Origin of the sequence: Shinella zoogloeoides, assembly GCF_030733845.1 — a bacterium.
GTDB lineage: Bacteria > Pseudomonadota > Alphaproteobacteria > Rhizobiales > Rhizobiaceae > Shinella > Shinella zoogloeoides_C.
This window is the reverse complement of sequence record NZ_CP132313.1, coordinates 323,542-336,648: the sequence shown is the minus strand read 5'-3', so window position 1 is coordinate 336,648 and position 13,107 is coordinate 323,542. Positions and strand designations below refer to the sequence as shown.

Below are 13,107 nucleotides of genomic sequence, written 5' to 3'. Positions count from 1 at the left end.
TTACCCTTTCAATGCACCGAAGGTCAGACCTGTCACGATGTGCTTCTGCACGAAACCGAGCACGACCAAGGCCGGAAGCGTAGTGAGAAACGCCATGGCTGCCATCTCGCCCCAGTTCGTTCCGGTGACCGAAACATATTCGGCGAGCGCGGTCGTCACGGTTCTGGCGCCGGCCGAAGACGTGAGCGTTGCTGCGAACAGGTACTCGTTCCACGCGAAAATCCAGGTCAGGATGAAGGTGACGGCCAATCCCGGCCGCGCCAGCGGCAGGATGACGTGGGACAGCACCTGACCGGTTGTGGCCCCATCGACCCTTGCTGCTTCGTCCAGCTCCAGCGGAATCCCGTCCAGCATGCCCTTCAGGAGCCAGATGGCGAACGGCAGGTTGAAGACGCAATAGAGCAGGATCAGGCCGATCTTCGTGTCGAACAGCATGAAATCGCCGAAGACGAACCACTTGGTGAACAACAGAAAGAGCGGCAGCAGAAACACGGCCGGCGGCGCCATGCGGTTGGTGATCAGCCAGAAAAACACGTTGTCGCCGCCGCTGATCTTGTAACGCGAGAGCCCGAATGCCGCGAGCAGGCCGAGCGCGCAGACCAGCGCCGCATTCGACGTCGCCACGACCATCGAATTCCAGAGATACTGCAGAAAGGTCGAGCTGTTCAGCACCGCCAGGAAATTGTCCCAGTAGAGATCGTCGATGAGGACCGACTTCGAATAAAGTTTCACGCGGGGTCGCATCGAAACAACCAGCATCCACCAGACCGGAAGCAGCGTCAGAATGGTCAGTCCGACCCACAGGACGAAAGAGGTTATACCGGAGCGTCTCATTGTGCGCCTCCCTTGCGGCCGGTCATGGCGACGAACAGCAGCCAGCTCAAAACGATGGTGACGTAAAGCGTGAGAAGGGACATGGCCGCGCCATAGCCGTAGTCCGTCTTCGGAAAGACGTTGATCCAGATATGAAGGCCGATGAACCGGGTCGCCTCGGCCGGACCGCCCTTGGTCAGCATCCAGATTTCATCAACCGAGCGCAGCGCGTCCATCAGCCGGATGAAGACGGTTGTCAGCAGGACCGGCTTCAACATCGGTACGATCACATACCAGAAAATCTGCAGCTTGTTGCCGCCATCGATCTGCGCTTGTTCAAGCGGTTCTTTCGGCAGGGCGGTCAGGCCCGCCATGAGCGACAGGGTGACGAATGGCGTCCAGTGCCACAGGTCCATAATGATCGCCGTAGAGAAGGCGTGAAAGGCATTGGTCGAGATGTTGTAGTCGATGCCGAACCACAGTTTCAGATAATAGGGCACGATGCCGAAGCCCGGAACGCACAGCAGTCGCCAGGTGGCGCCGACTGCGATGGGCGCGACAACGATCGGCAATGTGTGGATCGTGCGGAAGAACTGCCGGCCCCATAGGCGGTCCGCCATCAGTGCGCGGGCCAAGACGTAGCCTAACAACAGTTCGCTTATGACGACGAAGAAGGCAAAGACCAGCGTGCGCGCAAGCGAGTTCAGGAACGTCGCGTCGAAAACGAGGCTGCGATAATTCTGCAGGCCGGCCCAGCGCAGGGTGGGATCGACTGCGTTGGTGTTCCAGTCGAAGAACCCGACATAAAGAATATAGATGAAGGGAATAAACCCCACAACGAACAGGATTAGCGTGGCTGGTGCCAGAAACAGCCATCCGATGTTGGATTGTCTCATCCTTCGCTCCGTCAGATTGTGCGTAAGTCTTTCATGCCCGGTAATCAGCGTCGCGGACAGACCCGCGGAACGCAGTCAGAAAACGGGGCGGCCACCTTTTATCAAAGGCGACCGCCAACCGCCGGGAGGTACGGTTTGTTACTTGCGGTAGCCGAGCTTCACGAGCTCAGCTTCGGCTGCGGTAGCGGCCTGGTCCAGCGCCTCGTCCGGCTTGATTTCACCGACGATGGCTTTGTAGATGAACGGCGCGACGACCTGCAGCACTTGCGAGTGGAACGGGTACGGCGGAGCACCGGCAAACAGCTTTCCATCGTCACGCATCAGCGTGTAGTAACCGTTCACTTTTTTGTCCTGTTCAACAATCTTTGGATCGTCGTAGGTCGAGTTCATGACGATGCGGGAGCCGGCCAGCGCCCAGTCAGTCTGCACCGAAGCCTGCCCGATATATTGCAGGAAGAGCAGCGAGGCGTCCTTGTTCTTCGACGAATGCGGAATGCCGAAGGCGCCGCCGTCGTAGTAGCCGATATATCCCTTGCCGGCTTCTGCCGCCTCTAGGACACCCGCCTCAACCGGAGGCAATGCCACCCCCACCTTGCCAACAACGGTCGATTTGGATGCGTCGGTCGCGATCCAGGCAGCGTTTTCACCGTAGACGAGACCTTGGGCTGCGCGGCCGGCGGCAAATGTCCCGGCAACCTCGTCCCAGGTGGACGACGTCGATTCCGGCGGGGCATATTTCAGCAGGCCGACCCAGTAGTTGAGCGCCTTCTTCGCCGCAGCCGAGTTCATCTGGCCGCCATTCGCTTCAGTGGCCGCGAAGGTCGTGCCATCGATGCCCCAGTTGTACACGCCGAAGGTCGGCGCAATCGACTCGAAGAATTCATAGAACGCGGCGGGGTGGCTCGACGAGGCCTGGACGGTGGTTCCCCAGAGCTCCTTGTCCGCGCCGTATTCGGTGAAGAACTTGGCGATCTGGGTGTATTCTTCATGCGTCGTCGCGGGCTTCAGATCCGCACCGGTGGCATCCTTGTAGGCCTTCTGGATCGCCGGATCGTCGAAAAGATCCTTGCGATACAGGTAGGGCTTGATGAATGCTTCCATGGGCACGCCCATGACATCGCCCGACTTCGGATCCTTGAAATAGTTCAGGAACGTGGTGAAATTCTCAGGCTTGAAGTCGGGCGAAGCGATCTTCGCATTGTCGACGAGCGACTTGGTGATATCGACCAGGAAGTTCCGGGCCAGATACGTATAGACGATATCCTGCTCGATATAGACGAAGTCATAGATGCCGGTATTGGCTTCCATGTCCTTGATCGCCTTGTCGTACATCTGGTCCCACGAGGTCGCCTCGAACTCGACCTTGATGCCGGTCTCCTCGGTGAATTTCGGACCGAGCACCTGCTCGACATATTTCGACGCTGGGGTCGATTCCGAGATGCCCCGGATGGTCACGCCCTGATAGGGCTGGGCGGCAGTCTTCCACCAGGAATCCTGGGCAAGAGCGGCCGAGCTCCAAAGGCCAAGCGAAATGACGCCGACGCCCGCGGCTTTGACGAAACTGTTCATGTTTCTCCTCCATTTGGATCGCAAAAATCGGTCCGGTTGTGCGTTGTAAACTCTCCTCCAAAACGCCCAACGGACCTCAATAGTTGTAAAAAGAACGGGTGGACACAAGCGCGGGCGTTGCGCAATACTAATACTCTCATGCGCGAAATGCCGAATATATACATGAATTCTTGTGTGCATTGCACAATCGAATATCGATTGCCGTCGCAACGCGCATGCTCGGATACCTTGGGAGGATGGTCACAATGTCAGCTATTTCACCGACGGTCGCGCGATTTGAATATGTCCTGACCGGCGCGGACGAGTCGTTTCTCTGGCGCCGCGACGACTATCCATGGGAACGCAACGTCTGGAATTTCCATCCGGAGGTGGAGATCCACTATATTCCCAATGCTAGCGGCGTCCTGCTGGCAGGTGATCATGTCGGCGCGTTCACGCCCGGCCATATTTCCGTCATCGGCAGCAACCTGCCGCACGATTGGGTGACGCCGCTCGGACCGGATGAGCGCATCCCTGGACGCGACATCGTCATCCAGTTTCTGCCGGCCAAGATGGAGCAGGCCTCGGCCTTCCTGCCGGAACTGACGGGACTGCGCGACTTTCTTACCCGCGCGCAGCGGGGGCTCTCTTTCAAGGGCCGGGCTCGGGAACGGGCGGAGGCGCTGATACTCGATATGGAGTTCCAGACCGGCTCGATGCGCCTTTCTACTTTCCTGTCATTGCTTTCGCTGCTGCGGGACACTGACGAGTTCGACACTCTGTCTTCAGAAGCCTATGTGCCGGACCTGAGCTATGGTTCGCTCGAAGCTCTGCAGCAGGTCTTCGCATATCTCTTTGCCAATCTTTCCGAGGACATCCGGTTGCCGGACATGGCGCGCATGGTTGGCATGAGCGACAGCGCATTCTCGCGGTTCTTCAAGAAAAACAGCGGCCACAGCTTCACTGATCACGTCAACAAGCTTCGTATGTGGAAGGCGGGTCAGCTATTGACCGATACCGCTATGCCGATAACGGACATCTGCTTCGAGGTGGGTTATCGCAATCTGTCAAATTTCAATCGAGTGTTTCTTCGCCACCATAATTTGACACCGACAAGGTATCGGAAACTGTCCACCAACCGCAGAACCGTTCCGTTACCTCAGACCGCGACAGATCACCTTCCTATGCCGTAGCTTGGAGATTGTTCGATGATACTTCGCTAGGTGGGAAGATGTATTTTGCTCATGCAGCTTCATCGTAGTTTGTTTCATCCGCAATGATCTCGCAGTTCAAGGCGGCCTACCCGCATCGCGTTCTCAGCCGATCAGTGCACTGACGATAGGCCTACTTGGGACGGCAAAAAAATCTTGCCGCCGATCTTGAATCGGAAAATGGTCAAAACTAAATCGTTTCCCGCCAGCCGCTGAGACAGGGCTGGCGTCGCCGGGAGCGCTGCTTTTGGCACTCCCGTACCCATGTTGCTTCAAGGAGGATATGGCTATGGCAACATCTTACGACTACGCACCTCTCTACCGCTCGAGCGTTGGGTTCGACCGGATCTTCAATCTCCTGGAAAACGCACAGCGCGCCCGTTCAACAAATGACTGGCCGCCCTATGATATCGTCAAAACAGGCGACGACTCATACCGCATCTCAATCGCGGTGGCGGGCTTTGCCCAGGACGATCTCGACATCAGTTTTCAATCCAATCTGCTAACCGTCACCGGCAAGAAGCAGGAAGGTTCGGCAGATGGCTACCTGCATCGCGGCATTGCCGGTCGTCCGTTCGAACATCGTTTCGAGCTTGCCGATCATGTCAGGGTGAACGGGGCCGATCTGAGCAATGGTCTCCTGTCGATCGAGCTCGTCCGTGAGATCCCCGAGGCACTGAAGCCTCGAAAGATTACAATCCAGAGCTCGCCCGCTTTGACCTCACCCCGCCCGGCTCAGATCGAAGCACAGAAGGCTGCTTAAATTCCAGCCGTAAGCATTAAGCGAGGGCGCCACTGCAGTGGCGCCCATCAACATTCCGGGTTGGGAAGGAGAGAACGATGAAACCCGATATGTTCGAACAACCTGTCACCATTCTAGTCGGCCTGGGCTTCCCTGCCGAAGTTCGCAGCGTGATGGACGCTTACCGACACCTCGCCGAATGGCCGACATCATTCAGAGACACGGCGCACTCCGTAGCTATGAAAGCGTGCCAGGCCGCACTTCGCGGAGAAATCGAAGCAGAGACGGCGCGCGGCCTCTTCGCAGCATTCTCCGCCATGCATGATCTGCTGGCCCCCGACACGACTGCGACTGCTGCGGATCGTGAGCGACGCTACCGCGATCCCCACGTGCAATGAGGTGTTGTTATGGAAAACGCCATATTGCAGGAGGCGGTCGACCGGGCACTCACCATGGCCACGTGGTTTTAATGCAAGGCATGCAGCTCCAGCGGCCGATCGATGTCGTAAGGTCCCCATCTCTGTCGATCGATGACAAGCGAGCCATACTTGCCGCGTGGGCATCTGACTACTATGCGGTTGATTCAAAGCCGGCTCTTTGAACCGCACCGGGTTTGCCGGAGGCCATTTCGTTTAAGTTATGCGGCCACGGCCGGTGCATCCAGCATGGCGTAATATCGTTCTTCGGCTTCGGCTGGCGGTATGTTGCCGATGGGCTCCAGAAGGCGACGGTTGTTGAACCAGTCGACCCATTCCAGAGTGGCGAATTCCACCGCTTCGAAGTTCCTCCATGGTCCGCGCCGATGGATGACCTCGGCCTTGTAGAGACCGTTGATCGTTTCGGCGAGGGCATTATCATAACTGTCGCCGACACTCCGACAGACGGCTCAATGCCAGCTTCTGCCAGCCGCTCGGAATACCGGCTGGACACGTATTGGGCAGATTCAACCGGTCGCTGCAACACCTTCGATCATATCCGATTTAAGCAGGCCGTCGAGCGCTTCTGCTGGTGTGCGATAACCCAGCGTCTTGCGAGGCCTGCTATTAAGGGCATGCGCTACAGCGCTGAGCTCACCGGCTCCGTGCTGGCTCAGATCTGTTCCCTTCGGAAAGTACTGACGTAGCAAACCGTTGGTGTTTTCGTTGCTTCCACGCTGCCACGGACTTTGAGGGTCACAGAAGTAGATATCCAGGCCAGTGTCGATCCTAAGCTGTGCGTGCTGAGACATTTCTGTGCCCTGGTCCCAGGTCAGGGATCGGCGTAGATGCGCCGGAAGTTCCATGATGGTCTCAGCGATCGCATCACGAACCGCTTCAGCGCCGTGTCCAGCGAGTGCAGGACCGTTCTTGACGGATTTTTTGATTCCGTGACCTTCCATGCGTGGCAGGTGCAGGAGCATTGTGAATCGTGTCGTGCGTTCGACTAGAGTGCCGATCGCGGAGCTGCCGAGACCGAGTATGAGATCACCTTCCCAGTGACCGGGCACCGCTCTATCGCCAATCTCCGCGGGGCGGTCGCTGATCATCAGTGCATCACCAAGAAAGGACTTGCCACGGCTGCGAGCGCGTTCGCGAGGCAACCTCAGCGCTCGACCGGAACGCAAGCAGGCCGATAGTTCACGCTTCAGAGCGCCTCGGCCTTGAATGTAAAGCGCCTGATAGATGGCTTCGTGGCTGATGCGCATGGTCGCGTCCTCGGGGAAGTCCAGTCTCAGACGCCGCGCAATCTGTTCCGGGCTCCAGGCTTTGGACCAGCGTCGGCTTTGCCGATGAACGGCCCGGCGTCCTTTCCATACCACGATCGGGCCATCGAAGGCGATGCCGTCGGGTGTGGCAATGAGGCCAGCGAGTCGGTCCTGGACGTAGTCGCGAAGGGCAACATTAGCTGCAAGTTTTGCCACCTTCGGCCGTCGAGCCGCTCGATCAGCATGCCACTGTGCAGTAATCGCACGATAGTCGAAGTCGCCGCCGCGTGTCGCTGAATTGCGCCTGATCTCGCGCGAGATTGTGCTCGGTGATCGTCCCAATTTACGTGCGATAGCACGGATTCCAGTACCGCGGGCGCATTCCAAAGCAATTTCCTCTCGCTCTCTGAACGTCAGGCTGCGATTCCTGAGTGTTATTGCCGAGGGCGAAAGATGTGTGGGAGGCATACCGCCTGAACTCCGAAACCACCGGTTCCCAACGGGGGCAGAGACGCCGGCTTCCACAGCGGCATCCTCGCTGGACAAGCCTGCCGCTATTTCTCGCCAGAACCGGCACAGGTTCTCACGCTGCCACACCGGTGGTCGCCCTGGCGAGGATAATTTCTGCCGCGTTGACCGCTCTGATTTCCGTCTTCCCGTCACAATAAACACCTCCATGTTTGGGGTGTTGCAGCGACCGGTTGAATCTGCCTTGAACGCCCCTGTCCGAATGGTGCACGAGCCCGCCGCCATGAACGGGACGCCGATCATGAAGTGCCTGTTCAAGGGCATCAAGGACAAAGCTCGCATGTGCCGTCCGGCTCGCCCGCCAACCAACGATGCGTCGGGCAAAGACGTCGATCACGAACGCCGCATAGACGAAGCCCTGCCAGGTCGCGACATAGGTGAAGTCCGAGACCCACAGCCTGTTTGGTGCTAGGGCTTTGAACTGGCGGCTTACCCGGTCAAGCGGGCTCGGGGCTGCCTTGTCCGAGAATGTCGTGCGGACCGGTTCGAATGATCTCCTGCACGCTCATCGACCTCATAAGCCGAGCGACCGTGCAGCGGGCGATGGCGTAGCCTTCTCGCTGCAACTGCCGCCAGACTTTACGCACCCCGTAGACCTGGAAGTTCTCATTGAACACCCGGCGTATCTCGATCTTCAGGCCGATATCGCTGCGGGCGCGAACCGACAGGCGGTCCCTATCCAAGCGCTTGGCGACGTTCTCGTAGTAGGTTGATGGGGCAATCGGCAAAAGCCTGCAGATCGGCTCGACCCCGAACACGCTACGGTGTTCGTCGATGAACGAGATCACCGTTTGAAGGGGCGATCGAGCTCCGCCATCGCGAAATAAGCAGACGCCTTGCGCAAAATCTCGTTGGCCTGACGAAGCTCGCAGTTCTCCCGCTCCAGAGCCTTCATCTTCTCGGCCGCGTCAGTCGGCAAGCCTGCTCGTTTGCCGCTGTCGACCTCGGTCTTCTTCACCCATTCATGCAGCGTGGCTGGCGAGCAACCAATCTTGCCCGCAATAGATGAAACGGCCGCCCACCGCGACGGGTGCTCTGCCTCGTGATCCAGCACCATACGGATGGCGCGTTGGCGGACTTCAGGTGAAAACTTGTTCGTTGTCTTGCTCATATCGGCTCCACTCTCTCAGAAGTTGGAGCCTCCGGCAAACCCGGTGCGGTTCAGATCCGTCGTTGGTTCGATTCCTTTCAAGGCGGGCCCAGCGCGACAGGAAGACGGGCGCATTCCAGCGCCCTGCGATGAAAGGAATAAGCCGGGTTCCCGACCCACGTTGTCCTCTTTGAAAAAGTCGGCATTTGTGTCCTTGCACCCTGCTCGTTCTGTGGCTGGGGCCGGTTCTCCTCCTCTACCTCGGTCTTGGACCACATGATGTGTTCACCGAAATCGGCGTGTTCTTCAGCAAGATGGCGGTTGTGACCTTCGGTGGCGCCTATGCGGTGCTGTCCTATGTGGCGCAGGAGGCGGTGCAGAATTTCGGCTGGCTGCGGCCGGGCGAATGCTCGACGGGCTCGGCATGGCCGAGACCACGCCCGGGCCGTTGATCATGGTGCTCCAGTTCGTCGGCTTCATGGCGGCCTTCCGCGCGCCGGGCGGGGTCGATCCGCTGCTGGCGGCGACGCTCGCCGCCATGCTTGCGACCTGGGTGACGTTCGTGCCCTGTTTCCTCCGGATCTTCCTCGGCGCGCCCTTTATCGAGCGGCTCAGGGGAAATGCCGCGATCTCCGGCGGCATGGCGGCGATCACCGCCGCCGTCGTTGGCGTTATCGTCAACCTCGCCGTTTGGTTCGGGCTGCATGTGCTGTTCCGGGAGGTCGGCTCCCATCAGTTCGGCCCGGTTTCCCTCGACCTCCCGGTGCCGGTGTCGGTGGACTGGCCGTCCGTCGTGCTCACGCTCGCAGCGTTTATCGCCATCTTCCGCCTCAAAATGGGGGCGATGCCGGTCCTTCTGGGCTGTGCCGGCCTCGGCATGGTCTGGACATTGCTTGGCATGTGGTGCGGCGGCATGATGCACGGGCGCCAGCCGTCTTGCACTCGCTGTGCGCTATCGGTCGGAGGCGAGATAGACGCCGGATTGCGGCGGGGGTACCTGGACGCCCAGCGCCAGGAGATAGCCGATGATGGCGAGCATGCAAAAGGCGATGACGCCCACGGGAAAGCCGATACCGAATCCGGGGTCCTGCTGCTGTTCAAAGCGATGTTTTCGCATGTCTTTTCTCCATCGCGGAGGGGACCGGCGGTACGCGGCCCGATTGAGGGATGAGGCGGCGATTAAAGCGCCGCCCCACTTTGAAGGCATTACGCCGCAATCACGTAGACGACCTTCAGGCTTGCCGGCTCGATGATCAGGATCGTGCCGTTCGCCAGAAGGATGTACTTGTAGGCGCGATAGGCCGGCACGATCTCGATGATGCGCGGCGGTAGCGGAAGCAGCTCGACGGTGCGCGGCACGACGGTGCCGACAGTCACGTCGATGTCGATATCGACCGGCCTGGCATCGCTTTCCTTGATGACGTTGTGGATTTCGGTGCGCTGTTCTGTGGTGATGTCGATGCTGGCAGTGGTCTCGTTGGACGGAGCGGACTGCGCGGATTCATCCGTCTCCTCGGAGCTCGACGCGCCGGCTGATGTTTGCGACTTCGTCTCGCTTTCGTTGGTCGACCGGGCATTGTCCGTCGTTGTACCATCGCTCGTGGCGTCGCCGCCTTCGGCCGTCGTCTGGCGATCGATCTTGTTGGTGGCGGTGCCGTCCGTCGCCTGGGCGGCGTCCTGATCGGCCTTGCCGTCGGCAGGCTTTTCGCTAGTCTGCGTCTCGGTCTCGCCGTTTGCCGAACCGCTACCCTGGGCCGAATTTTGCTCGGCTGCGACGCCGTCCGGGGTCTGGACCTGCGAATTGGTGTCGGCGCTACCTTCGGCGGAGCCGGCATTCGTATCGGTGCTGCCTTCGGTCTGTGTCGAACCCTGGCCCTGCCCTTCTGGTACGAGCAACGGATTGGCCGGGTCCGCCTGCTGCGCAAAGGCCGGGCCGGCGAGAGCTGTCGTGCCGCTCAGCAGGAGGATGGCGAGATTTTTTCGCATGGACATCTTCATGATCGTTCTCCTTGGTTGATGGTTGGACCAGCATGGACGAGGGCGTTTCGCTCATCCATGCAAGGCCGATCCCACAACGGGAGGCTGCGAGCGCTGTTCCTGTCCCCGGTCTTCAGTCGCTGGGGTGCCGACCAATGCCGCGATGATGCTGGACCAAAGTCCGGCGGATGGAACCCATGCGATGTCGGAGGGAGTGATGACGAACGTCGATCATGACCTGCTTATCGCAACGCTCGACCGGCTGAAGCTGACGGGATCCGCGACTGGCTCGATACGCTGCTCGACGAGGCGGCCCGCTCGAAGATGAGCCTGCGTGAGGCCTTGGGCTTCCTGGTGTCGCGCGAGATCGCCCGGCGTGACGAGCGCCCTATCTCCAGGTCGAGCAAGATCGCCTACTTCCCCTTGTGCGCGAGCTCGACGGCATCGACTTCGATGCCCAGCCATCGCTGGATCAGGAGCGGTTCCGGGAGCTTGCGACCTGCCGATGGATTGCGCATGGTGATACGCTCCTGCTCCTTCGTCCGCCCGGAATGGGCAAGACGCGTCTTGCCGTCACCCTCGGCCGCGAGGCGAACGGTCAGAGTTGCAATGTGCAGTTCATCACCGCGGCGACGTTGGTGGCGACGCTGGCCAAGGCCCGTAGCGACGGCTTGCTCGACAAGCAGTTGACGCTTCTGTCGCGGCCGAAACCGCTGATCATCGACGAGCGGGGCTATCTGCGCTTCGAGGCCAATGCCGCCCACCTGTTCTTTCAGTTGGTGTCCCGGCGCTACGAGAAGGGTTCGATCCAGATCACCTCAAATCGATCTGTCGGCGAATGGGGAGCTTCGGAGACCCAGTCGTGTGGCGTTTCTCGGAAATCAGCGTACTTCGACCTCCGACCAGTGTTATTGCGATTCCACGATTTTCGTCGGCTTTTTCCGTCGACGCCATCGCCCCTCGGTTCCACACGTAGCGTGCCAGCCTGCACCATGACAGGTGAGGCGACCGCGATTGCGGCGACTTTGGCGGCGAAGCGCTACGTCCCGAACTCCGCGATTGCCGCGTCGGAGGTGCAGGCTCGCCTGAAGAAACTTGGCGACCTGGCTCGGGACCCCGGGCGAAGGCGTTCCCGATGTCCTTAGGCAGGCGAGTCGACGGACGGGGCATGGTCGGTGCCTAGCCGGTCGAGAAGGGCGAGCTGGTCTCGGGTGGAGAAGCAGCACCAGCGCATCCAGGCTCTCGGTCCACCGCTCCGTCGCGCCCTTTCGGCAGGATCGCCGAGTTAAAGGTGATGCTGTCCTCCCCGCAGCCATCCGCGGCCCGCTCGCGCAGCTTGACGCGGCTCACCGCGACCGGACCAATCTCCGTCTGGATCGTCTCTCGGAACCATGTCCTTGGCGCACCATGCGGGCACGCCCGTCGAAGAGGCGCTTCTCGGCCACGACCGCGAGGAATGTCTCGGTCTCCTCCGCGTCGACAGCCTGCGCCAAGAGCCGGCGGGCGCCTTCGCGCAAACCAGATGTCAGGGGATCGTCGCATGCATCAAAATGGGGAAAAGGAATCAACGGTGGTATCTCTTTTCATGGCGTATCACTCCTTCGAGAGGTTGTGGCTATGACACCCCCCTCGATACGTCGCCATCGTCAAACCGTCATCACCCAGTTTCCGCCATAGCCTGAGCCTCGCTACACCGGACTGTTCGTCGGCGAAACCAGTTTCCGCACTTCACCCGGATCCGGCGTGCGAACGATGCGATACCGTCCCTCGATAAGATTGTATCCGCCGAATAAGAACAGGCCCAGCGCGGCCAGAGCATACAGAATCCCTCCAAATGGCAGTTGTCTCAACCAATTCAGCGCATCAGCGATGCTGCCTGCTTGTTGAGGATCGATCGTGAACGCCGCATAACAGAAGAATACGCCGGCGACCGCAAAAAGGACGCCGCGAGCGCAAAGCCCGTACACGCAGATGATTTTGATCGACGTGTTTTTCGTCGCCTGCGGTTCAAGGTATCGCTTATATTTTCCCATTACGCCTTTTGCGATCGTGACCAAGCCTCCGATCAGGAAACCGAGACCGATCAAGGCCGCAAGGTACCGACCGAACGGTTGCGACATTGCCCACCCAGCGAGATCCTTTTCACCGTCGGAGCTTCTTGCAGCCGCAAAACCAAAGGCGTGGTCGAAGCTGTAATATGCGAGTCCAATGTAAACGACCGCACTGCCAAATAACATGGCCCTGACCGCATAGCCTCTGAGGTCCTGCTTGTGATTATCAGCGTTCGCAATCGCCTGAGTTAGTCGCCAGGCGACGAACCCAACGAGGCCTAGGCCAATAAGGCCAAGCCATAATTGGCCGAATGGTTGAGCAAGAAGGGAATCGAGCGCGGATTTCGTCGTTGTCGTCCCGGTGAAGAGGGCCAGTCCTCCCAGAAGGAGGAACACAATTCCTCGAGCGACATAACCACTGCGCGCCAGTATTTGAAAGCCAGTTCGTAGATGCATGAGTCGCTCCCGCTGCTTGCTCTGGAACGCGAATGGAGGCGTCTGGTTCTCTCAAAATCTTCAGATCTAGTTGTGAATGTGCAAAATCGCGAATGCAGCGCCAAAGCCATC

9 protein-coding genes, 5 pseudogenes and 1 other annotated feature are annotated in these 13,107 nt (G+C 59.3%); of the genes and pseudogenes, 5 read left to right on the top strand and 9 right to left on the bottom strand.

From position 1 onward, the window contains the following. The 3 genes from Q9316_RS24380 to Q9316_RS24370 form a co-directional block, all read right to left on the bottom strand. Positions 1-834, bottom strand: coding sequence for a carbohydrate ABC transporter permease (locus Q9316_RS24380; RefSeq protein WP_306035875.1), 834 nt, complete (start codon positions 832-834; stop codon positions 1-3). Further along, on the bottom strand, positions 831-1,709 hold the full coding sequence (locus Q9316_RS24375; protein ID WP_306035874.1) for a carbohydrate ABC transporter permease: 879 nt from the start codon (positions 1,707-1,709) through the stop codon (positions 831-833). Before Q9316_RS24375 ends, Q9316_RS24380 begins: the two co-directional genes overlap by 4 nt. 138 nt (positions 1,710-1,847) lie before the next feature. Next, entirely contained in the window at positions 1,848-3,278 is a 1,431-nt protein-coding gene (locus Q9316_RS24370; RefSeq protein WP_306035873.1) for an extracellular solute-binding protein, read from the bottom strand. Positions 3,279-3,523: 245 nt separating this feature from the next. Here Q9316_RS24370 and Q9316_RS24365 point away from each other — a divergent pair, with 245 nt between their 5' ends. From Q9316_RS24365 to Q9316_RS24355, 3 genes are all read left to right on the top strand, one after another. Beyond that, the gene (locus Q9316_RS24365) at positions 3,524-4,450 is read left to right on the top strand and encodes an AraC family transcriptional regulator (protein ID WP_306035872.1); all 927 of its coding nucleotides are present in this window, start codon (positions 3,524-3,526) and stop codon (positions 4,448-4,450) included. Positions 4,451-4,757: 307 nt separating this feature from the next. Further along, a complete protein-coding gene (locus Q9316_RS24360; RefSeq protein WP_306035871.1) occupies positions 4,758-5,231 on the top strand; it encodes an Hsp20 family protein in 474 nt (157 codons plus the stop codon). A gap of 77 nt (positions 5,232-5,308) precedes the next feature. Then, positions 5,309-5,608: a DUF982 domain-containing protein gene (locus Q9316_RS24355; protein WP_306035870.1), complete on the top strand. Its 300-nt coding sequence runs from the start codon at positions 5,309-5,311 to the stop codon at positions 5,606-5,608. Between the two features lie 239 nt (positions 5,609-5,847). Here the strand turns inward: Q9316_RS24355 and Q9316_RS24345 are convergent. The 3 genes and pseudogenes from Q9316_RS24345 to Q9316_RS24335 form a co-directional block, all read right to left on the bottom strand. Continuing rightward, positions 5,848-6,149: pseudogene (locus Q9316_RS24345) on the bottom strand (integrase core domain-containing protein); the annotation flags it as partial. 4 nt (positions 6,150-6,153) lie between these two features. Continuing rightward, positions 6,154-7,572: an IS30 family transposase gene (locus Q9316_RS24340; protein WP_210421835.1), complete on the bottom strand. Its 1,419-nt coding sequence runs from the start codon at positions 7,570-7,572 to the stop codon at positions 6,154-6,156. A gap of 34 nt (positions 7,573-7,606) precedes the next feature. Next, positions 7,607-8,533, bottom strand: a pseudogene (locus Q9316_RS24335) (IS3 family transposase); the annotation flags it as partial. Beyond that, positions 8,136-8,252 (bottom strand) — a sequence feature (AL1L pseudoknot). (Overlaps the previous pseudogene by 117 nt.) Before the next feature lie 293 nt (positions 8,534-8,826). On the opposite strand from Q9316_RS24335, the pseudogene Q9316_RS24330 reads away from it, so the two are divergent. Beyond that, positions 8,827-9,683, top strand: a pseudogene (locus Q9316_RS24330) (chromate transporter). Between the two features lie 35 nt (positions 9,684-9,718). Here Q9316_RS24330 and Q9316_RS24325 read toward each other — a convergent pair. Beyond that, positions 9,719-10,510 carry a DUF1236 domain-containing protein gene (locus Q9316_RS24325; RefSeq protein ID WP_306035869.1) on the bottom strand — a complete coding sequence of 264 codons (792 nt, stop codon included), beginning with the start codon at positions 10,508-10,510 and terminating at the stop codon, positions 9,719-9,721. Between the two features lie 196 nt (positions 10,511-10,706). On the opposite strand from Q9316_RS24325, the pseudogene Q9316_RS24320 reads away from it, so the two are divergent. Continuing rightward, a pseudogene (locus tag Q9316_RS24320) lies at positions 10,707-11,337 on the top strand (ATP-binding protein); the annotation flags it as partial. 357 nt (positions 11,338-11,694) lie between these two features. Here Q9316_RS24320 and Q9316_RS25760 read toward each other — a convergent pair. Together Q9316_RS25760 and Q9316_RS24315 are read right to left on the bottom strand one after the other, a co-directional pair. Beyond that, a pseudogene (locus Q9316_RS25760) lies at positions 11,695-12,066 on the bottom strand (IS256 family transposase); the annotation flags it as partial. A gap of 111 nt (positions 12,067-12,177) precedes the next feature. After that, positions 12,178-12,996 (bottom strand): DUF1206 domain-containing protein, encoded by an 819-nt coding sequence (locus Q9316_RS24315; RefSeq protein ID WP_306035868.1) that lies wholly within the window; start codon positions 12,994-12,996, stop codon positions 12,178-12,180. Between the last annotated feature and the right edge of the window lie 111 nt (positions 12,997-13,107).

Excerpts from the sequence above, each read along its gene's own strand:
- Q9316_RS24380 (WP_306035875.1), bottom strand. The coding sequence starts at position 834 with ATGAGACGCTCCGGTATAACCTCTTTCGTCCTGTGGGTCGGACTGACC.
- Q9316_RS24370 (WP_306035873.1), bottom strand. The coding sequence starts at position 3,278 with ATGAACAGTTTCGTCAAAGCCGCGGGCGTCGGCGTCATTTCGCTTGGC.
- Q9316_RS24365 (WP_306035872.1), top strand. The coding sequence starts at position 3,524 with ATGTCAGCTATTTCACCGACGGTCGCGCGATTTGAATATGTCCTGACC.
- Q9316_RS24375 (WP_306035874.1), bottom strand. The coding sequence starts at position 1,709 with ATGAGACAATCCAACATCGGATGGCTGTTTCTGGCACCAGCCACGCTA.
- Q9316_RS24355 (WP_306035870.1), top strand. The coding sequence starts at position 5,309 with ATGAAACCCGATATGTTCGAACAACCTGTCACCATTCTAGTCGGCCTG.
- Q9316_RS24315 (WP_306035868.1), bottom strand. The coding sequence starts at position 12,996 with ATGCATCTACGAACTGGCTTTCAAATACTGGCGCGCAGTGGTTATGTC.
- Q9316_RS24360 (WP_306035871.1), top strand. The coding sequence starts at position 4,758 with ATGGCAACATCTTACGACTACGCACCTCTCTACCGCTCGAGCGTTGGG.
- Q9316_RS24340 (WP_210421835.1), bottom strand. The coding sequence starts at position 7,572 with ATGGAGGTGTTTATTGTGACGGGAAGACGGAAATCAGAGCGGTCAACG.
- Q9316_RS24325 (WP_306035869.1), bottom strand. The coding sequence starts at position 10,510 with ATGAAGATGTCCATGCGAAAAAATCTCGCCATCCTCCTGCTGAGCGGC.